This window comes from Polynucleobacter sp. UK-Mo-2m-Kol15 (assembly GCF_018881505.1).
Lineage (GTDB): Bacteria > Pseudomonadota > Gammaproteobacteria > Burkholderiales > Burkholderiaceae > Polynucleobacter.
In genome coordinates this window covers 1,315,881-1,329,398 of sequence record NZ_JACVQC010000001.1, presented here as the reverse complement: position 1 = coordinate 1,329,398, position 13,518 = coordinate 1,315,881, and the positions used below count along the sequence as shown (strand labels likewise).

Below are 13,518 nucleotides of genomic sequence, written 5' to 3'. Positions count from 1 at the left end.
AGCAAATTAGGAAGCGGTTGCTTCGTCAGTGCGCTTGTCGCCCTTACTATCGTTCCAAGTCACGACGATCTTGTCACCCTTTGCGCCTTTGTACTTAAAGTTCAAGAATGGATCCTTAGAAACTGCCGGACCAAATTGGCCATTAAACACATCTTTGCCATTGGCTTTTACATTGATTGTGCTGATGAACCAAGCCGGAATTGTTTTACCAGCAGCATCCTTACGCTGTCCTGATTCCATATCATGTTTCATCAAAATTTTTACATCTACAGTACCGCCGCTTTCAGCAGCTCTTACGCGCATTGGATCACCCATTTTGCTTCCTCTTTTTGTATGTTGTATTTATTAATCTAGTTCAGCATTAACCGCCGCAACCACCAAGCGTCACTTTGACTTCTTTAACAGTCATTAGCCACTTACCATCAGCCTTTACCAGACCGTATACATTGGATGTTTGGCCCATCTTGATGCGGGTAGTAACAAAAGAATCAGTCCCTGCTGGAATAAAAAATTGTGCAGCCAGTGCGCTTGGGTTCTTTTCAACCAAAATTGCCATCTGCTCAGCCTTCAGCGTAGTGGTAATACCAACAGGAACAACTGCACCGTTTTCGGCAATATCGGGGGCGTTTAAAGTTACTGAAGATGATTTATCTGGGCTACCAGCGCCCATGATCTTGAACACATCATCAATACCTTTGCCCTCAAAGGCAGCCTTATTCCACTCTTGAGCTTGAGCAGTGCTGATAAGGCCTGTAGAGGCCATCAAGCCAAAAACTGCTGAATACTTCAATACACTACGACGCTGCTGATTCATAAAAACTCCTTTATTAATCTGTACTATCCTCAATTTATTGCTTATTTTTGCATGAAAACACGCTACTTAATGCCAATTCACCATTTTATTTGCCGCCAGAAAGCATCCAGACCACTAATGTCTTACGATCTTCGTCAGAAAGCTGGGCTTGAGCTGGCATTGGAATAGAGCCCCAAACGCCTGCGCCACCTACTTTTACTTTAGCCATCAACTTTTCGACTGCGCTACTCTGACCTTCATACTTCTTAGCAATATCAGCGATCGAAGGGCCAACCAACTTAGCATTCTGGGCATGACAGGCGGAACAGTTCTCATTCTTAAACAACGCAGCCGGTCCTTTTGCTGATGAAGAATGGGTATCTGAAGCGTGAGCTAAACCAACTCCTGATGAGCCAGGCAGCTCTTTAATTGGCGGCTTAGTGGTATCCGCCCCGCGATAGGGACCATACATCCGATTTTGCTCTGCAATATTTTCATGCGCATTACGTGCAAAATCAGGTAATGTCGAGCCAATTTGAACGAATTGAACGCAGTTCTGCATGCAAGCCTTTCCATTGACATCAGGTTTGCCGCTAACACTCCAAAAGCCATGCTTGGTGGTCATTCCATTTCGATTTGGCATCTGGATTTTGGCAATATTCTTATCACTAAGTACAAAATCATCTGGAACGATATCACCAAGATTCAGAATAAATGCAACCAGAGCATAAGTATCGTCAGGCGACAATGACCTAGGAGCATTCCATGGCATCGCGCGATAGATGTAATCCCATAATGTAGACACTGTCGGCACTTTCATTAAGGTCGTTCTTTGGGGCTGCTTCATATCTTTTAATGAGGCAACGCGACCAGTCTTAACGTCATCTTTAGTAGTGCCACCAGCGATCGGGGTAAAGATTTCATTTGACTCACCAAAGGTGCCGTGACAACTTGCACACTTGGCCTCCCAAATGACTTGACCTTTTTCAACTGAACCAGATCCATTTGGTAACCCTTTAAAGTCGGGGCGCACATCAATGTCCCAAGCAGCAACTTCAGCAGGTGTAGCCGCCCTACCAATACCGGGATATTTAGCCGAGCCTGTTTGGGCAAATGTTAATTGGGTAGCAAGCAAGATAAGCGTTGCAAATCCTAGACGGGCTCTAAATTTATCCAACTTGAACATTACTCACCTCGCCGTTGGAATCTAATTTCCAAGATTGAATTGCATTGTTGTGGTAGATGGATCGAGTACCACGTACGTTTCTGAGTGCCTTAATGGAAGGTTGAATATAGCCGGTATCGTCTATCGCTCTAGATTGCATGATTGAAGGAGATCCATCCCATACCCAATCAATATTGAAACGAGTAATGGATTTGGTAAGAACTGGGGTTTCTAGGCGGGCGGTCCGCCAGTTATTGCCGCCATCAAAAGAGACATCTACACGGGTAATTTTTCCGCGGCCAGACCAAGCCATGCCACTCACGTTATAGAAGCCTTTATCTAAAAGCTGTTGTCCACCAGATGGCGTTGTGATTACAGACTTGCACTCTTGAATAGAGGCGTATTGGCGGTGATCACCATTTGGCATTAGTTCAATGTAGTGCACTGCCTCGTCTTTTGAATTCCAAGGCATATCGCCCACCTCTAAACGGCGCAACCATTTAACCCAACTGACGCCTTGAACACCAGGTACTACTAAACGCAATGGAAAGCCATTTTCGGGACGCAGCATCTCACCATTCATAGCCCAAGCAACGATCGTGTCGTTAAGACAGCTCTCGAGATTAATGGTACGAGTCATCCCTGAACCATCGCCACCTTCAGCCAGCATGAACTTTCCTTTTTTTAAGTCGGCGCCGCACTCCTCAAGCAAGACCTTCAAAGGTACTCCGGTAAATTCGCAGCAAGAAAGCATGCCGTGGGTGTACTGAACGGTAGGAACAGCAACATTGCCCCACTCCAATCCAGTGTTTGCACCACACTCAATGAAGTGTGTGCGAGAGATAGACGGTAAGCGCATGAGGTCGTTCATTGTGAAAACGCGTGGGTTTTTCACCAAGCCATTCACCATCAAGCGATGGGTTTCTGGGTTGACGTTATACCAACCTTGATGATGACGCTCAAAATGTAATCCATTGGGAGTAATCGTTCCAAACAAACCTTGAAGCGGAGTAAACGCAACCGAGGCAGCAGATACACGTGTTAAACCTGGAGACTCGCGTCGAATAAGATTAGATTCATAAATAGAAGGGATGCCGTAAGGCATAGTTGCCACATTCTTACCAAGTGTTGTTTGCCATTCTTGCTTTTCTAAAATGGCTGGATCCCCCTCACCGGCAGCAATTGCCAGTGGGGCAGCCAAACCAGCTGTCGCGCCACCCAAAGCAGACATGAATCCTTTGCGCAAGAATCCGCGACGATTTTCATCTAGGCCGTTTGCATTGATATCAGCAATCAGCTCTTGGGAAATAAAATGTTCAGGAGCTTTAACCAAGCGAGCCTGATTAGCTGGCTTTTCGATAGCGCTAATATCCTGCGCTTTAATCTCCAATTGTTTTTTGCTCATGTAATCTCTGCTTTAATAAATAGATACTTCAAAATTAATGCAAACTCTCCGCGATCTTGGCGCACACTGTTTGACACATTTCTACAGTTGCGTTGTCTGCGATTGAGTAAAAAACAGTAATGCCTTCTTTGCGCCTTAGTAAAATGCCTGCTTTGTGGAGTTCTGCAAGGTGACGTGAAACATTAGCCTGACTAGAGCCGCACAACTCAACAACTTCAGAAACAGATTTTTCACCACTGCACACCGCATACATAATGCGCAGACGAGAAGGCTCTGAAAGTACAGTGAAATATTGAGCAACCCGTGTGAATACCTTCTCCATCTCTTTAGGAGAAAGATCTTTTGTTGCTTTCTTGACTTTGGCTTTAATATTCATTGCCTTAATAATATATGCATATATACGCATATATTGGACTCCTAAAGTCCAAAGACTTATATAGTGAAATACCCTAAGCCACAAAGCAATACAATCAAGGAATGGATATTGATGCAATTATGCTATCCCTAAAGCTCGCTTTTTGGACTATGGCACTGATACTCCCATTTGGGATATGGGTAGCCCATAAGCTAGTGACGCTGAATAGAAGTCGCCCATGGCTCGAGGCTGCCCTCGCACTTCCCTTGGTACTTCCTCCTACTGTTTTGGGCTACTACCTCTTGGTTTGTTTTGGCAACACCAGCATTTTCGGCATCCCTCTCGTGTTTTCATTCGCGGGCATTCTGATAGCGTCATTGATAGTAAATATCCCATTTGCCATTCAACCCATCCAAAGGGCATTTGAGGCTATAAACCCTGAAATTAGGGAAGCTGCTCAAGCGAGTGGCCTCAGCAACTGGCAAATATTTCGCTTAATAGAACTGCCTCTTTCTTGGCGAGGTATTACTGGTGCAGCCGCCCTCACTTTCGCACATACTCTTGGGGAATTCGGGGTGATCCTCATGGTTGGTGGTGCCATACCTGGGGAGACGAAAACAGCATCCATTGCAATTTATGACAAGGTCCAAAGCTTTGACACGGCTGGCGCCGGCACTATAGCGCTTGTACTCCTTGGAACGTCGCTTCTTTGTATTGCGCTTTCATATGGGATATTTGGCGGTAATCCAACTCGACGCAGAGGGTTGAATTAATGTTGATGGTAAAAATTAATCAGGTCACCCCTAGCCCGTTACACATTAGCCTGGAATGTGCGCCTGGTGAACTTCATGCTTTAGTTGGCCCCTCTGGAAGCGGCAAAACTACAGTCCTCAGATCTATTGCCGGCCTAAATAAAACAGCAAGCGGAAAAATTGAATGTAATGGCGAAGTCTGGCTTGACGCTGATAGTACTGCTAGCAAAGCCCTTGAGCTTACTCCTGCAGAAAGATCGTGTGGGTTCTTATTTCAGCAGTACGCACTCTTTCCTCATCTCAGCGCATTAGGCAATGTATTGATTCCTTTGGAAAACTCCGGACTAAATGCAATTGAACGTAAGACAATTAGCATGGAGTTACTGGATCGCATGGGCATTGCAAGTCTTTATGAACGCATGCCACACCAACTTTCTGGCGGACAACAGCAACGCGTTGCTTTAGCAAGAGCGCTAGCAAGGCAACCTAAAGCATTGCTTCTAGATGAGCCATTTTCAGCAATTGACGCGCCAACCCGTCAAAGTCTTTACAAGACATTGGCTGAGCTTCGCGCTGATTTGAATATTCCTATCCTATTGGTAACACATGATTTACGAGAGGCTGATTTATTGGCTGACCGCATCACGGTAATAGATCAAGGCATTAGCTTGCAGACTGCAACTCCACAGACCCTATTTCAGAAGCCAAGAAATTCAAGGGTTGCTGAATTGGTTGGCATCAGCAATAAGTTTCATGGCGTTTTTGACTCGGGAAAGTTAAGCTGGGATGGCTGCAGAGAAGTCTTCAGCGTTATCGATAAAGGCAAAATCCCACCTAAAGCTCGTGTAGCTTGGGTTATCCCCCAAAGCGGTTTAAGCGTTCATAACATTCCGACTAACGCCAGCGTACCAGTAGTAGTTGAAAGGATGAGTAGTCTGGGTCAAATTGCAGTGATTCAATTAAGAATTCAGGATAGTGAAAACACGATTGAATGGGAGGCTTCCTCTGCGGAGGTAAAGCGCTTATGCATGGAGCTTGGAGGTCAAATGCATCTCGAGTTCGATGGTAATCAAATTCATATCATGCCCTTAAGGCCCATTAATGACCCAAGAAGGTTTCAAGAGTCATCTATTTTTAAATAGTCTTTTGAGCAACCATACCAAGCAGGGCTGAGATACCACTATGTTTGGTACCCTCAGATAATTCTTTTTCATAACACCGTAGATCAAGAATATTAAATTCCTGACTGAGCCCACGAATCATTTCTTCGGTGTACAGATGCTCTATCAGTGATGGACCACCTGTTTTATATTCCAATTGCTTAGGTGTGTAGCCCTGAAGAATAAATACACCACCTGGTTTAAGAGTTTGATGTACTTGTCTGAAAATTCTGGCACGCATTTCAGGGTCAGCAAACTGAATAAAGATAGCAATAACAGCATCATATGAATTGGCCTGCCAATTAAAGCCATCAGTATCACAAAGGTTATATTGAATATGAACTGCATTATCAGCAGCAAACTGATGAGCTTTCGCAAGCGCAATCTCAGAAATATCAAAACCTGTGACGTTCATACCCTGCTTAGCTAGCCAGACACCATTGCGCCCTTCCCCATCAGCAATACAGAGAACGGAGGAGTTTGGCTTTAGATATTTAGATGCTTGCTCAACCAGATATTCATTGGGATCTTTGCCAAATATAAACTCTGGTTTGTTGAAACGCTCGTTCCAAAACTGTTTTGCATCAATAAAGCGCATTGATTAGTAGATATTCAATAAATTCAAGCTTTACTTCTTTAATCCACCGATGAGGTCATTCTTTAGGTCTATTGCATTTTCTAAGCCAACTGCAATCCGAACTAGGCCATCAGTAATGCCAGCCGCTTGGCGAGCTTCAGGGCTAACACGACAGTGCGTTGTTGTTGCTGGATGTGTAATCGTAGTGCGAGTGTCGCCCAAATTTGCCGTGATTGAACAAAGCTGAGTTTGATTAATAAGCTTGAAGGCCGCTTTTTTGCCACCCTTGAGAGTAAACGACAAGATTGCACCAGCTGCCTTTTGCTGACGTTTTGCTAAAGCATGCTGAGGGTGAGACTTTAAACCAGGGTGATAAACACGCTCTACTCCAGGCTGCTTTTCTAACCACTGGGCAATCTCTAAAGCATTCTGACTCTGCTGCTTCATACGCAACTCTAGAGTCTCTAAACCTTTTAAAAATACCCAGGCATTGAATGCTGAGAGCGTTGGTCCAGCAGTTCGAACATATGGAAATACCTTGCCCATAATGAAATCATTACTACCGACAATGGCGCCACCTACTACACGACCTTGGCCGTCAAGGTATTTAGTTGCCGAATGGATAACTACATCAGCACCTAATGCAAGTGGTTTTTGTAGTGCTGGTGTGCAGAAGCAATTATCTACAGCAAATAATACCTTCGATTTTTTTGCAATCTTGGAGATTGCTTTAATATCCGCAATCTCAGTCAACGGGTTTGAGGGTGTTTCTAAATAAAATAGCTTCGTATTTTCTTGGACAGCATTCTGCCAAGCCTTGGTATCGGATAAATCCACATAAGTAGTTGTGATGCCAAATCGCCCTAAGATATTGCTAAATAATTGGATGGTTGCACCAAACACAGAGCGAGAGCAAACCACATGATCGCCAGCTTGGAGATGAGACATTGCCATTGTCAAAATGGCCGCCATGCCGGAGGAGGTTGCAATGCAAGCTTCACCACCCTCTAGCGCAGCCAAACGGTCTTGGAACATGCTGACGGTTGGATTAGTGAAGCGCGAATAAATAAAGCCCTGATCTGCATGTGCAAAGCCATCAGCCGCAAGCTCAGCGCTATCAAAGCAAAAGCTTGAGGTGAGGAACATCGCCTCTGAATGTTCTTGAAATTCAGCGGTACGACGTGTGCCTGCACGAACCGCTAAGGTCTCAAGTGCAAGCCTAGAAAAATCGGGTTTTTTGCGGGTGGTTTTACTCTTCATACTTCTATTTTGACACCGAATTGCAGAATTGCCTCAGACAGGCATGCCCGAGGAACCCAATCGTTGTTTTTAGTCTTCCGTAGCTAGATGCAGATGTAGTTGTGAGCGGGCGAAGTCGCTGGAATCACGCTGACGATCTGCCTTAGCCTCTGAGGTATTGCGAGCGGCCTCTAAGGCGTCCAAGTAAGATTCATTGATATCACCAGTAATATAATGACCATCAAAACAGGATGCTTCAAAGTGCTGGATATTAGGGTTGATATCTTTCACAGCCTGCTTCATGTCTTCAACACTTTGGTAGATCAACTGATCTGCACCAATCATCTTATTAATCTCTTCGTCGGTACGGCCATAAGCCACTAACTCACTGCGGGTTGGCATATCAATACCGTAGACATTTGGGAAACGAACAGGAGGTGCAGCAGATGCAAAAATGACCTTCTTAGCGCCAGACTCTCGCGCCATCTGCACGATCTCAAATGATGTTGTGCCGCGGACTATAGAATCATCGACAATTAATACAGTCTTATCTTTGAACTCAATACGCATGGCATTGAGTTTTTGGCGTACTGATTTTTTACGCACAGCCTGTCCCGGCATGATAAAAGTTCTACCAATGTAGCGGTTCTTGAAAAAACCTTCGCGGTAATCTACACCAAGGCGTTTAGCCACCTGCATTGCCGCTGGACGGCTAGAGTCAGGAATAGGCATCACCACATCAATCTCACCAGGAATGGTTTCTTTACGGATCTTCTCGGCTAGATAGTCACCCATACGCATGCGTACGTTGTAAACAGTCACCCCATCAATCGTAGAGTCTGGACGAGCCATATATACATATTCAAAAATACACGGAGTCAGAACTGCATCGGGTACACATTGGCGCGAGTAAAAATTACCATCCAAATCAATATAAATTGCTTCACCAGGATTTACATCACGCACGAAGGTAAAACCGAGGCCATCGAGTGCAACAGACTCAGAGGCGATCATCCATTCAGGCCCCTTAGGCGTATCAATTCGTCCAATACATAAAGGACGAATACCAAATGGATCGCGGAATGCCAATAAGCCATAACCGGCTATTAAGGAAACAACAGCATAAGAGCCTTTGACACGCTTAGTCACCTGAGTGACTGCGTTAAACATGGCGCCTTCATCTAATGCAACACTATTAGTTTCTTTTTGAAGCTCATCAGCGAGAACATTTAATAAGACTTCTGTATCGGAACTAGTATTGATATGCCGACGATCACGGTAAGCCATCTCGACCCGAAGGCTAGCGGCATTAGTAAGATTGCCGTTATGCGCTAGGATAATTCCATAAGGTGCACTCACATAGAATGGCTGCGCTTCTTCTTCGCTACTGGCAGAGCCTGCTGTGGGGTAGCGAACTTGGCCGATACCAGCACTACCCAATAAACTACGCATATTACGAGTTCTAAATACATCTCGAACTAGTCCATTAGCCTTATGCATCGTAAATGAGTTACCGTTCATGGTTGCCATGCCGGCAGCATCTTGGCCGCGATGTTGTAAGAGCAACAAGGCGTCATAAATGAGCTGATTAACTGGGGAGTGTGAAACTGTTCCAACGACGCCGCACATAAGTCTAGATCCCTATTGTTAATGAAGGTGTAACGGTGGGTGTAATTTTAGGCAATGAATCACCTAATTTTTTTGCCCAATCAGCAGGTAACCACCCCTTGATTAAGCTAGTTGCCATATCGATTGCTGGACGAGTAATAGCTTTTTGCCAAGCCACGCTTTGTGGAATTGGAGTAAGAGCTGCCAATGTTGCCAATACAACCACCACAAGGCCACCACGCACTAAGCCAAAAACAAGGCCAAGAAAACGATCTGTCAAACTCAAACCGACGGACAAAATAATCTTTTGGATGACATTACCAATGAGGCCGCAAACAATCAAAGTCAGAATAAATAGAATAAGAAAGCTCACACCCAAGGTAAGCAACTCATCCATGTGAAAAGTGGATAACCATTCAACTGATAGGTAATAGGTATAGTGATAGGCAACCCAAGCAGCAACAAACCAAGAAGCTAGAGCAAGTACTTCTTTAAAAAACCCTCGAGATATTCCCACTAAAGCGGACACCAGAAGCACTACCAGGGTGAAATAATCCACCGTAGTTAAATTCAAGGTGGATAGATATTCCATTAAGGAGACCCAACCTCAACAAGTCTTGGGGATAGGCCCATGGCTTTGACTTTTTTCTCGGCTGCTTCAGCTGCATCCTTATCGGTAAATGGCCCTGCCCTCAACACATAGAGCTTCGCGCCATCAGCACCAGTTTTATTGAGTACGTAATTCGGAATCTTTTGATCCTTCATCTTGGCTATCCAACCATTTGCACGTTCTTCAGAAGCGAAAGCACCAATCTGAATAACGAATTTACCAGCCCCTACTTTTTTTGGCAGCTCTTCAGACTTTGATTTGTTGTTTGTGCCAGGTATTGCCACAACTTCCTCGCCAGCAGCTAAACCAATTGGATTGGCCTTGTTTGTAGTTATTGATTTGGCATCTGCCTTTACTTGAGGAGATGGCGTAACTTCAACATCTTTAACTTGAGGGGTTTCTTTATCTTTTTCAGGGGCTTGTGTGATTAAGGATGGTTTTACCTTTTCTTCTACTCCAGGCATTGCCAGATTGGGTGTAGGCAGGCTAGTAACAATATTTACGGCAATATCATTATTCACAGACTTAGGCTTGTTATCTAAGATGCGAGGTAAACCTACTACCGCAATCAAGACTAGAACAGAGGCACCAATTAAACGATGGCGGGCACGCTGTTTCTCTGGGTCTTCGGTCAGAGTAAGCTCCTCAGTCTCTTGAGCACGCTGAAAACTACGAGGAGCTAATTTATTAACGGTACGACGACTCCTGGCTGAACCTTGATCAAGGTCTTCAGTCTCAGAGTTTCGCTTAAAAAGCTTCGGTAAACGAATCATGGATCAATGCGCCTGGTTGTTTCGATATGCCATTACACCGGCAACGGTATAGAAGGATCCGAAGATCACAATTCTATCACCCTCAGCAGCCTTGGAAAGCGCTTTTTGATACGCTGCAGCAGGATCTGGGAAGCACTCAATACCGCCATCCTCCACATTTGTAACCATTACCCCCTGCTCTACCAGTTTCTCAGAGAGAGTGACTGCACTTGCGGCACGAGAGGTTGGTAAGTCGGTGCAATACCAGAAGTCTACGCTGCTCAATAAAGGTTTAATCACCCCAGCGATGTCCTTATCCGCCATCGCGCCAAAAATGGCGTAGGTATAGGGGTGATAGCCCATCTTATCAAGACCCTGTCCCAAAGTGGCCGCGGCATGGGGGTTGTGGGCAACATCGAGTACTACAGTTGGTTGACCTGGAAGTACCTGAAATCTACCCGGCAGCTCTACTAGAGCAAATCCGTTTCGAATATCTTGGGCACTTACTGGCAGGCGTTGATGCAAAGCCATTAAGGCGGCAATCACGGCGGAAGCATTCAGGATTTGATTTGCACCTCGCAATGCAGGATAGCCAAGTCCACTGAAGCGTTTTTGACGCCCTGCCCAACCCCACTGCTGCTTATCACCTTGGAAGTTATAGTCACGTCCATGAAGCCATAAATCACAACCTAGCTTATCGGCGTAATCAACTAAAGTTTGAGGGGGTAAAGGGTCACCACAAACTGCAATAGCGCCAGCTCGAAAAATACCTGCCTTCTCAAGTCCGATTGCTTCACGCGTGCTACCTAGAAAATCAGCGTGATCAATATCAATGCTTGTAACGATTGCGCAATCTGCATCCACAATATTTACAGCATCCAGGCGACCACCCATACCCACCTCTAGAACTACCGCATCTAAATGCGCCCTGGAAAATAAATGCATGATTGCTAAGGTAGTAAATTCAAAATAGGTTAGGGTTGGTGCATCAACCAGAGTGACACGTGCATTTTCAACTGCGGCAAAGTGCTCCAACAAGAGAGCATCTTTTACCTCTTCACCATTAACTCGAGCACGCTCATTAAATGCAAGCAAATGAGGAGACATATGGCAGCCAACTTTGTACCCAGATGCCAACAAAATACTTTCAAGATAGGCGCATGTTGAACCCTTGCCATTGGTGCCGGCAACAGTAATCACTGGACAATCAAAATGAAGGCCTAGAGACTCTTTAACGCGATTAATACGCTCAAGACCCATATCAATACCGACGGGGTGAGCAGTTTCGAGGTGACTAAGCCAAGCCGTTAGGCTAGAAAACAGAATGGGGGGTTGGTGGGCGGAGCTCAAGCGCTTTATAAAGCTGCGCTACCCGCAATCGCAGGCTCGGGCAACTGCTGGAGTAATGCCAACAGACGAGCAATTTCACCTCGCATTTGGCGTCGATCCACAATCATGTCAATACCACCTTTTTGCAACAGGAACTCGGAACGCTGAAAGCCTTCAGGTAATTTTTCACGGACAGTTTGCTCAATAACGCGAGGGCCCGCAAAGCCAATTAAAGCTTTAGGCTCAGCCATCACCACATCACCCATAAAAGCAAAGCTTGCAGAAATTCCACCCATAGTTGGATCTGTTAAGACGCTAATATACGGTAAACCTTTTTTAGAAAGCAATGTCAGCATGGAGTTGGTCTTTGCCATTTGAAACAAGGAAAGCAAGCTTTCTTGCATACGCGCACCACCAGTAGCGGTAATACAGATAAAGGCACATTTTTTAGCTATCGCCTCCTGAACGCCGCGCGCAAAACGCTCGCCAACAACAGAGCCCATTGAGCCACCCATATACTGAAACTCGAAACAGGCAGCAACTACTGGAATAGCCTCTATTTTCCCGCCAAGAACGATTAAAGCCTCGGATTCACCGGAAGCATCGTTTGCCTCTTTTAGTCGATCAGGGTATTTTTTAGAGTCTTTAAACTTGAGTGGATCGATTGGGTAGATATCAGCACCAATCTCATAGCGCCCTTTTGGATCCAGGAGGCTATCTAGACGCTGACGAGCGCCAATCCGCATATGGTGACTACATTTTGGGCAAACCGATAAATTAGCTTCAATATCTGTGCTGTAAAGGACTGTTTCACAGCTGGGGCACTTGACCCACAGTCCCTCAGGCACAGATTTGCGGTTCGCAGGATCCGTATGTTGGATTTGTGGGGGTAGTAGTTTATCGATCCAGCTCATCAGTATTTAACTATCCAGTGCATTAACTATCTAAAGCGACGCGAATTTCACGTATGAAGGTTTCAAGTGATTGTACTGCTTGGCCTGGGGCGGAATCCTCCAAAAGTCGAATAATTCGACTGCCAATCACCACCGCATCCGCTGTTTTGGATACTACACGGGCACTTTCAGCATCATTGATACCAAAACCTACCGCAATCGGGATTGGGGTAGCTTCACGAATTTTGGGAATAATACTAGCAACATCCTGAGTATTCAGGTGAGATGCTCCTGTTACCCCACGCATGGATACGTAATAGATATAACCAGAAGCTATCTTTGCTGCATCCCTTATGCGATCTAATGATGAAGTGGGTGCTAGCAAGAAAATAGGATCCACTCCTGCCACTTTCATGCGGGCAGCAAAGTCGACGCACTCTTCTGGTGGGTAGTCCACGATCAAAACACCATCAACACCAGCGGCTTTAGCCTCAGTTGAAAATCGTTCAGCACCCATCTGCTCAACCGGATTAGCGTAACCCATCAAAACCACTGGCGTATTAGCATCAAGCTTGCGAAACTCTTTAACCATATCCAAGCAACCATGCAAAGTAACGCCCTGGGTAAGCGCTCTTTCTGATGAACGCTGAATCACTGGACCATCCGCCATCGGATCAGAAAAGGGAACACCAAGCTCGATGATATTTGCACCACCACGAACCAATGCATGCATTAACTCAACGGTGAGTTTGGGATCAGGATCACCTGCAGTAATAAAAGGAATCAAACCTTTTTTGCCTGTGGCTTTGAGTTCGTTAAATAGTGATGTAATTTTTGACATGGGCAATTCGTATTAATTATTCTTCAAAATCTTTATGAT

Annotated in this window: 15 protein-coding genes; 2 read left to right on the top strand and 13 right to left on the bottom strand. The window is 45.2% G+C overall.

The genetic code is table 11. The features are described from left to right. Nucleotides 1–6: 6 nt before the first annotated feature. From soxZ to ICN43_RS06895, 5 genes are all read right to left on the bottom strand, one after another. On the bottom strand, nt 7–315 hold the full coding sequence (gene soxZ / locus ICN43_RS06915) for a thiosulfate oxidation carrier complex protein SoxZ (protein ID WP_216198095.1): 309 nt from the start codon (nt 313–315) through the stop codon (nt 7–9). A 46-nt stretch (nt 316–361) separates the two neighbouring features. Beyond that, nucleotides 362–814 (bottom strand): thiosulfate oxidation carrier protein SoxY, encoded by a 453-nt coding sequence (gene soxY, locus ICN43_RS06910; RefSeq protein WP_216198092.1) that lies wholly within the window; start codon nt 812–814, stop codon nt 362–364. 85 nt (nt 815–899) lie between these two features. Further along, on the bottom strand, nt 900–1,979 hold the full coding sequence (locus tag ICN43_RS06905; RefSeq protein WP_216198090.1) for a c-type cytochrome: 1,080 nt from the start codon (nt 1,977–1,979) through the stop codon (nt 900–902). Continuing rightward, nucleotides 1,963–3,318, bottom strand: a complete 1,356-nt coding sequence (soxC, locus tag ICN43_RS06900; protein ID WP_370623200.1) for a sulfite dehydrogenase — start codon at nt 3,316–3,318, stop codon at nt 1,963–1,965. Before soxC ends, ICN43_RS06905 begins: the two co-directional genes overlap by 17 nt. Nucleotides 3,319–3,397: 79 nt before the next feature. Then, the gene (locus ICN43_RS06895) at nt 3,398–3,769 is read right to left on the bottom strand and encodes a metalloregulator ArsR/SmtB family transcription factor (RefSeq protein WP_216198087.1); all 372 of its coding nucleotides are present in this window, start codon (nt 3,767–3,769) and stop codon (nt 3,398–3,400) included. 71 nt (nt 3,770–3,840) lie between these two features. Here ICN43_RS06895 and modB point away from each other — a divergent pair, with 71 nt between their 5' ends. Together modB and ICN43_RS06885 are read left to right on the top strand one after the other, a co-directional pair. Further along, nucleotides 3,841–4,491 (top strand): molybdate ABC transporter permease subunit, encoded by a 651-nt coding sequence (gene modB / locus ICN43_RS06890; RefSeq protein ID WP_216198085.1) that lies wholly within the window; start codon nt 3,841–3,843, stop codon nt 4,489–4,491. Continuing rightward, nucleotides 4,491–5,612 (top strand): ABC transporter ATP-binding protein, encoded by a 1,122-nt coding sequence (locus ICN43_RS06885; protein WP_216198083.1) that lies wholly within the window; start codon nt 4,491–4,493, stop codon nt 5,610–5,612. Before modB ends, ICN43_RS06885 begins: the two co-directional genes overlap by 1 nt. Here ICN43_RS06885 and ICN43_RS06880 read toward each other — a convergent pair. The 8 genes from ICN43_RS06880 to trpA form a co-directional block, all read right to left on the bottom strand. Continuing rightward, nucleotides 5,605–6,228, bottom strand: coding sequence for a bifunctional 2-polyprenyl-6-hydroxyphenol methylase/3-demethylubiquinol 3-O-methyltransferase UbiG (locus ICN43_RS06880; RefSeq protein WP_216198081.1), 624 nt, complete (start codon nt 6,226–6,228; stop codon nt 5,605–5,607). The genes ICN43_RS06885 and ICN43_RS06880 overlap by 8 nt on opposite strands. A gap of 30 nt (nt 6,229–6,258) precedes the next feature. Beyond that, nucleotides 6,259–7,467: an O-succinylhomoserine sulfhydrylase gene (locus tag ICN43_RS06875; protein ID WP_216198079.1), complete on the bottom strand. Its 1,209-nt coding sequence runs from the start codon at nt 7,465–7,467 to the stop codon at nt 6,259–6,261. 69 nt (nt 7,468–7,536) lie between these two features. After that, entirely contained in the window at nt 7,537–9,075 is a 1,539-nt protein-coding gene (gene purF, locus ICN43_RS06870; protein ID WP_216198076.1) for an amidophosphoribosyltransferase, read from the bottom strand. 4 nt (nt 9,076–9,079) lie between these two features. Next, nucleotides 9,080–9,646, bottom strand: coding sequence for a CvpA family protein (locus ICN43_RS06865; RefSeq protein ID WP_216198075.1), 567 nt, complete (start codon nt 9,644–9,646; stop codon nt 9,080–9,082). After that, a complete protein-coding gene (locus ICN43_RS06860; protein ID WP_216198073.1) occupies nt 9,646–10,437 on the bottom strand; it encodes an SPOR domain-containing protein in 792 nt (263 codons plus the stop codon). Before ICN43_RS06860 ends, ICN43_RS06865 begins: the two co-directional genes overlap by 1 nt. A gap of 3 nt (nt 10,438–10,440) precedes the next feature. Further along, a complete protein-coding gene (gene folC, locus ICN43_RS06855) occupies nt 10,441–11,766 on the bottom strand; it encodes a bifunctional tetrahydrofolate synthase/dihydrofolate synthase (RefSeq protein ID WP_216198070.1) in 1,326 nt (441 codons plus the stop codon). Between the two features lie 5 nt (nt 11,767–11,771). After that, on the bottom strand, nt 11,772–12,659 hold the full coding sequence (gene accD, locus ICN43_RS06850; RefSeq protein ID WP_216198069.1) for an acetyl-CoA carboxylase, carboxyltransferase subunit beta: 888 nt from the start codon (nt 12,657–12,659) through the stop codon (nt 11,772–11,774). Nucleotides 12,660–12,681: 22 nt separating this feature from the next. Further along, entirely contained in the window at nt 12,682–13,479 is a 798-nt protein-coding gene (gene trpA, locus ICN43_RS06845; RefSeq protein ID WP_216198067.1) for a tryptophan synthase subunit alpha, read from the bottom strand. Nucleotides 13,480–13,518 lie beyond the last annotated feature (39 nt).

Bases quoted from the DNA above. Each gene is read 5' to 3' on its own strand.
- soxY (WP_216198092.1), bottom strand. From the start codon at position 814: ATGAATCAGCAGCGTCGTAGTGTATTGAAGTATTCAGCAGTTTTTGGC.
- soxZ (WP_216198095.1), bottom strand. From the start codon at position 315: ATGGGTGATCCAATGCGCGTAAGAGCTGCTGAAAGCGGCGGTACTGTA.
- ICN43_RS06885 (WP_216198083.1), top strand. From the start codon at position 4,491: ATGTTGATGGTAAAAATTAATCAGGTCACCCCTAGCCCGTTACACATT.
- ICN43_RS06905 (WP_216198090.1), bottom strand. From the start codon at position 1,979: ATGTTCAAGTTGGATAAATTTAGAGCCCGTCTAGGATTTGCAACGCTT.
- purF (WP_216198076.1), bottom strand. From the start codon at position 9,075: ATGTGCGGCGTCGTTGGAACAGTTTCACACTCCCCAGTTAATCAGCTC.
- ICN43_RS06895 (WP_216198087.1), bottom strand. From the start codon at position 3,769: ATGCGTATATATGCATATATTATTAAGGCAATGAATATTAAAGCCAAA.
- accD (WP_216198069.1), bottom strand. From the start codon at position 12,659: ATGAGCTGGATCGATAAACTACTACCCCCACAAATCCAACATACGGAT.
- modB (WP_216198085.1), top strand. From the start codon at position 3,841: ATGGATATTGATGCAATTATGCTATCCCTAAAGCTCGCTTTTTGGACT.
- ICN43_RS06880 (WP_216198081.1), bottom strand. From the start codon at position 6,228: ATGCGCTTTATTGATGCAAAACAGTTTTGGAACGAGCGTTTCAACAAA.
- ICN43_RS06865 (WP_216198075.1), bottom strand. From the start codon at position 9,646: ATGGAATATCTATCCACCTTGAATTTAACTACGGTGGATTATTTCACC.
- ICN43_RS06875 (WP_216198079.1), bottom strand. From the start codon at position 7,467: ATGAAGAGTAAAACCACCCGCAAAAAACCCGATTTTTCTAGGCTTGCA.
- trpA (WP_216198067.1), bottom strand. From the start codon at position 13,479: ATGTCAAAAATTACATCACTATTTAACGAACTCAAAGCCACAGGCAAA.
- ICN43_RS06860 (WP_216198073.1), bottom strand. From the start codon at position 10,437: ATGATTCGTTTACCGAAGCTTTTTAAGCGAAACTCTGAGACTGAAGAC.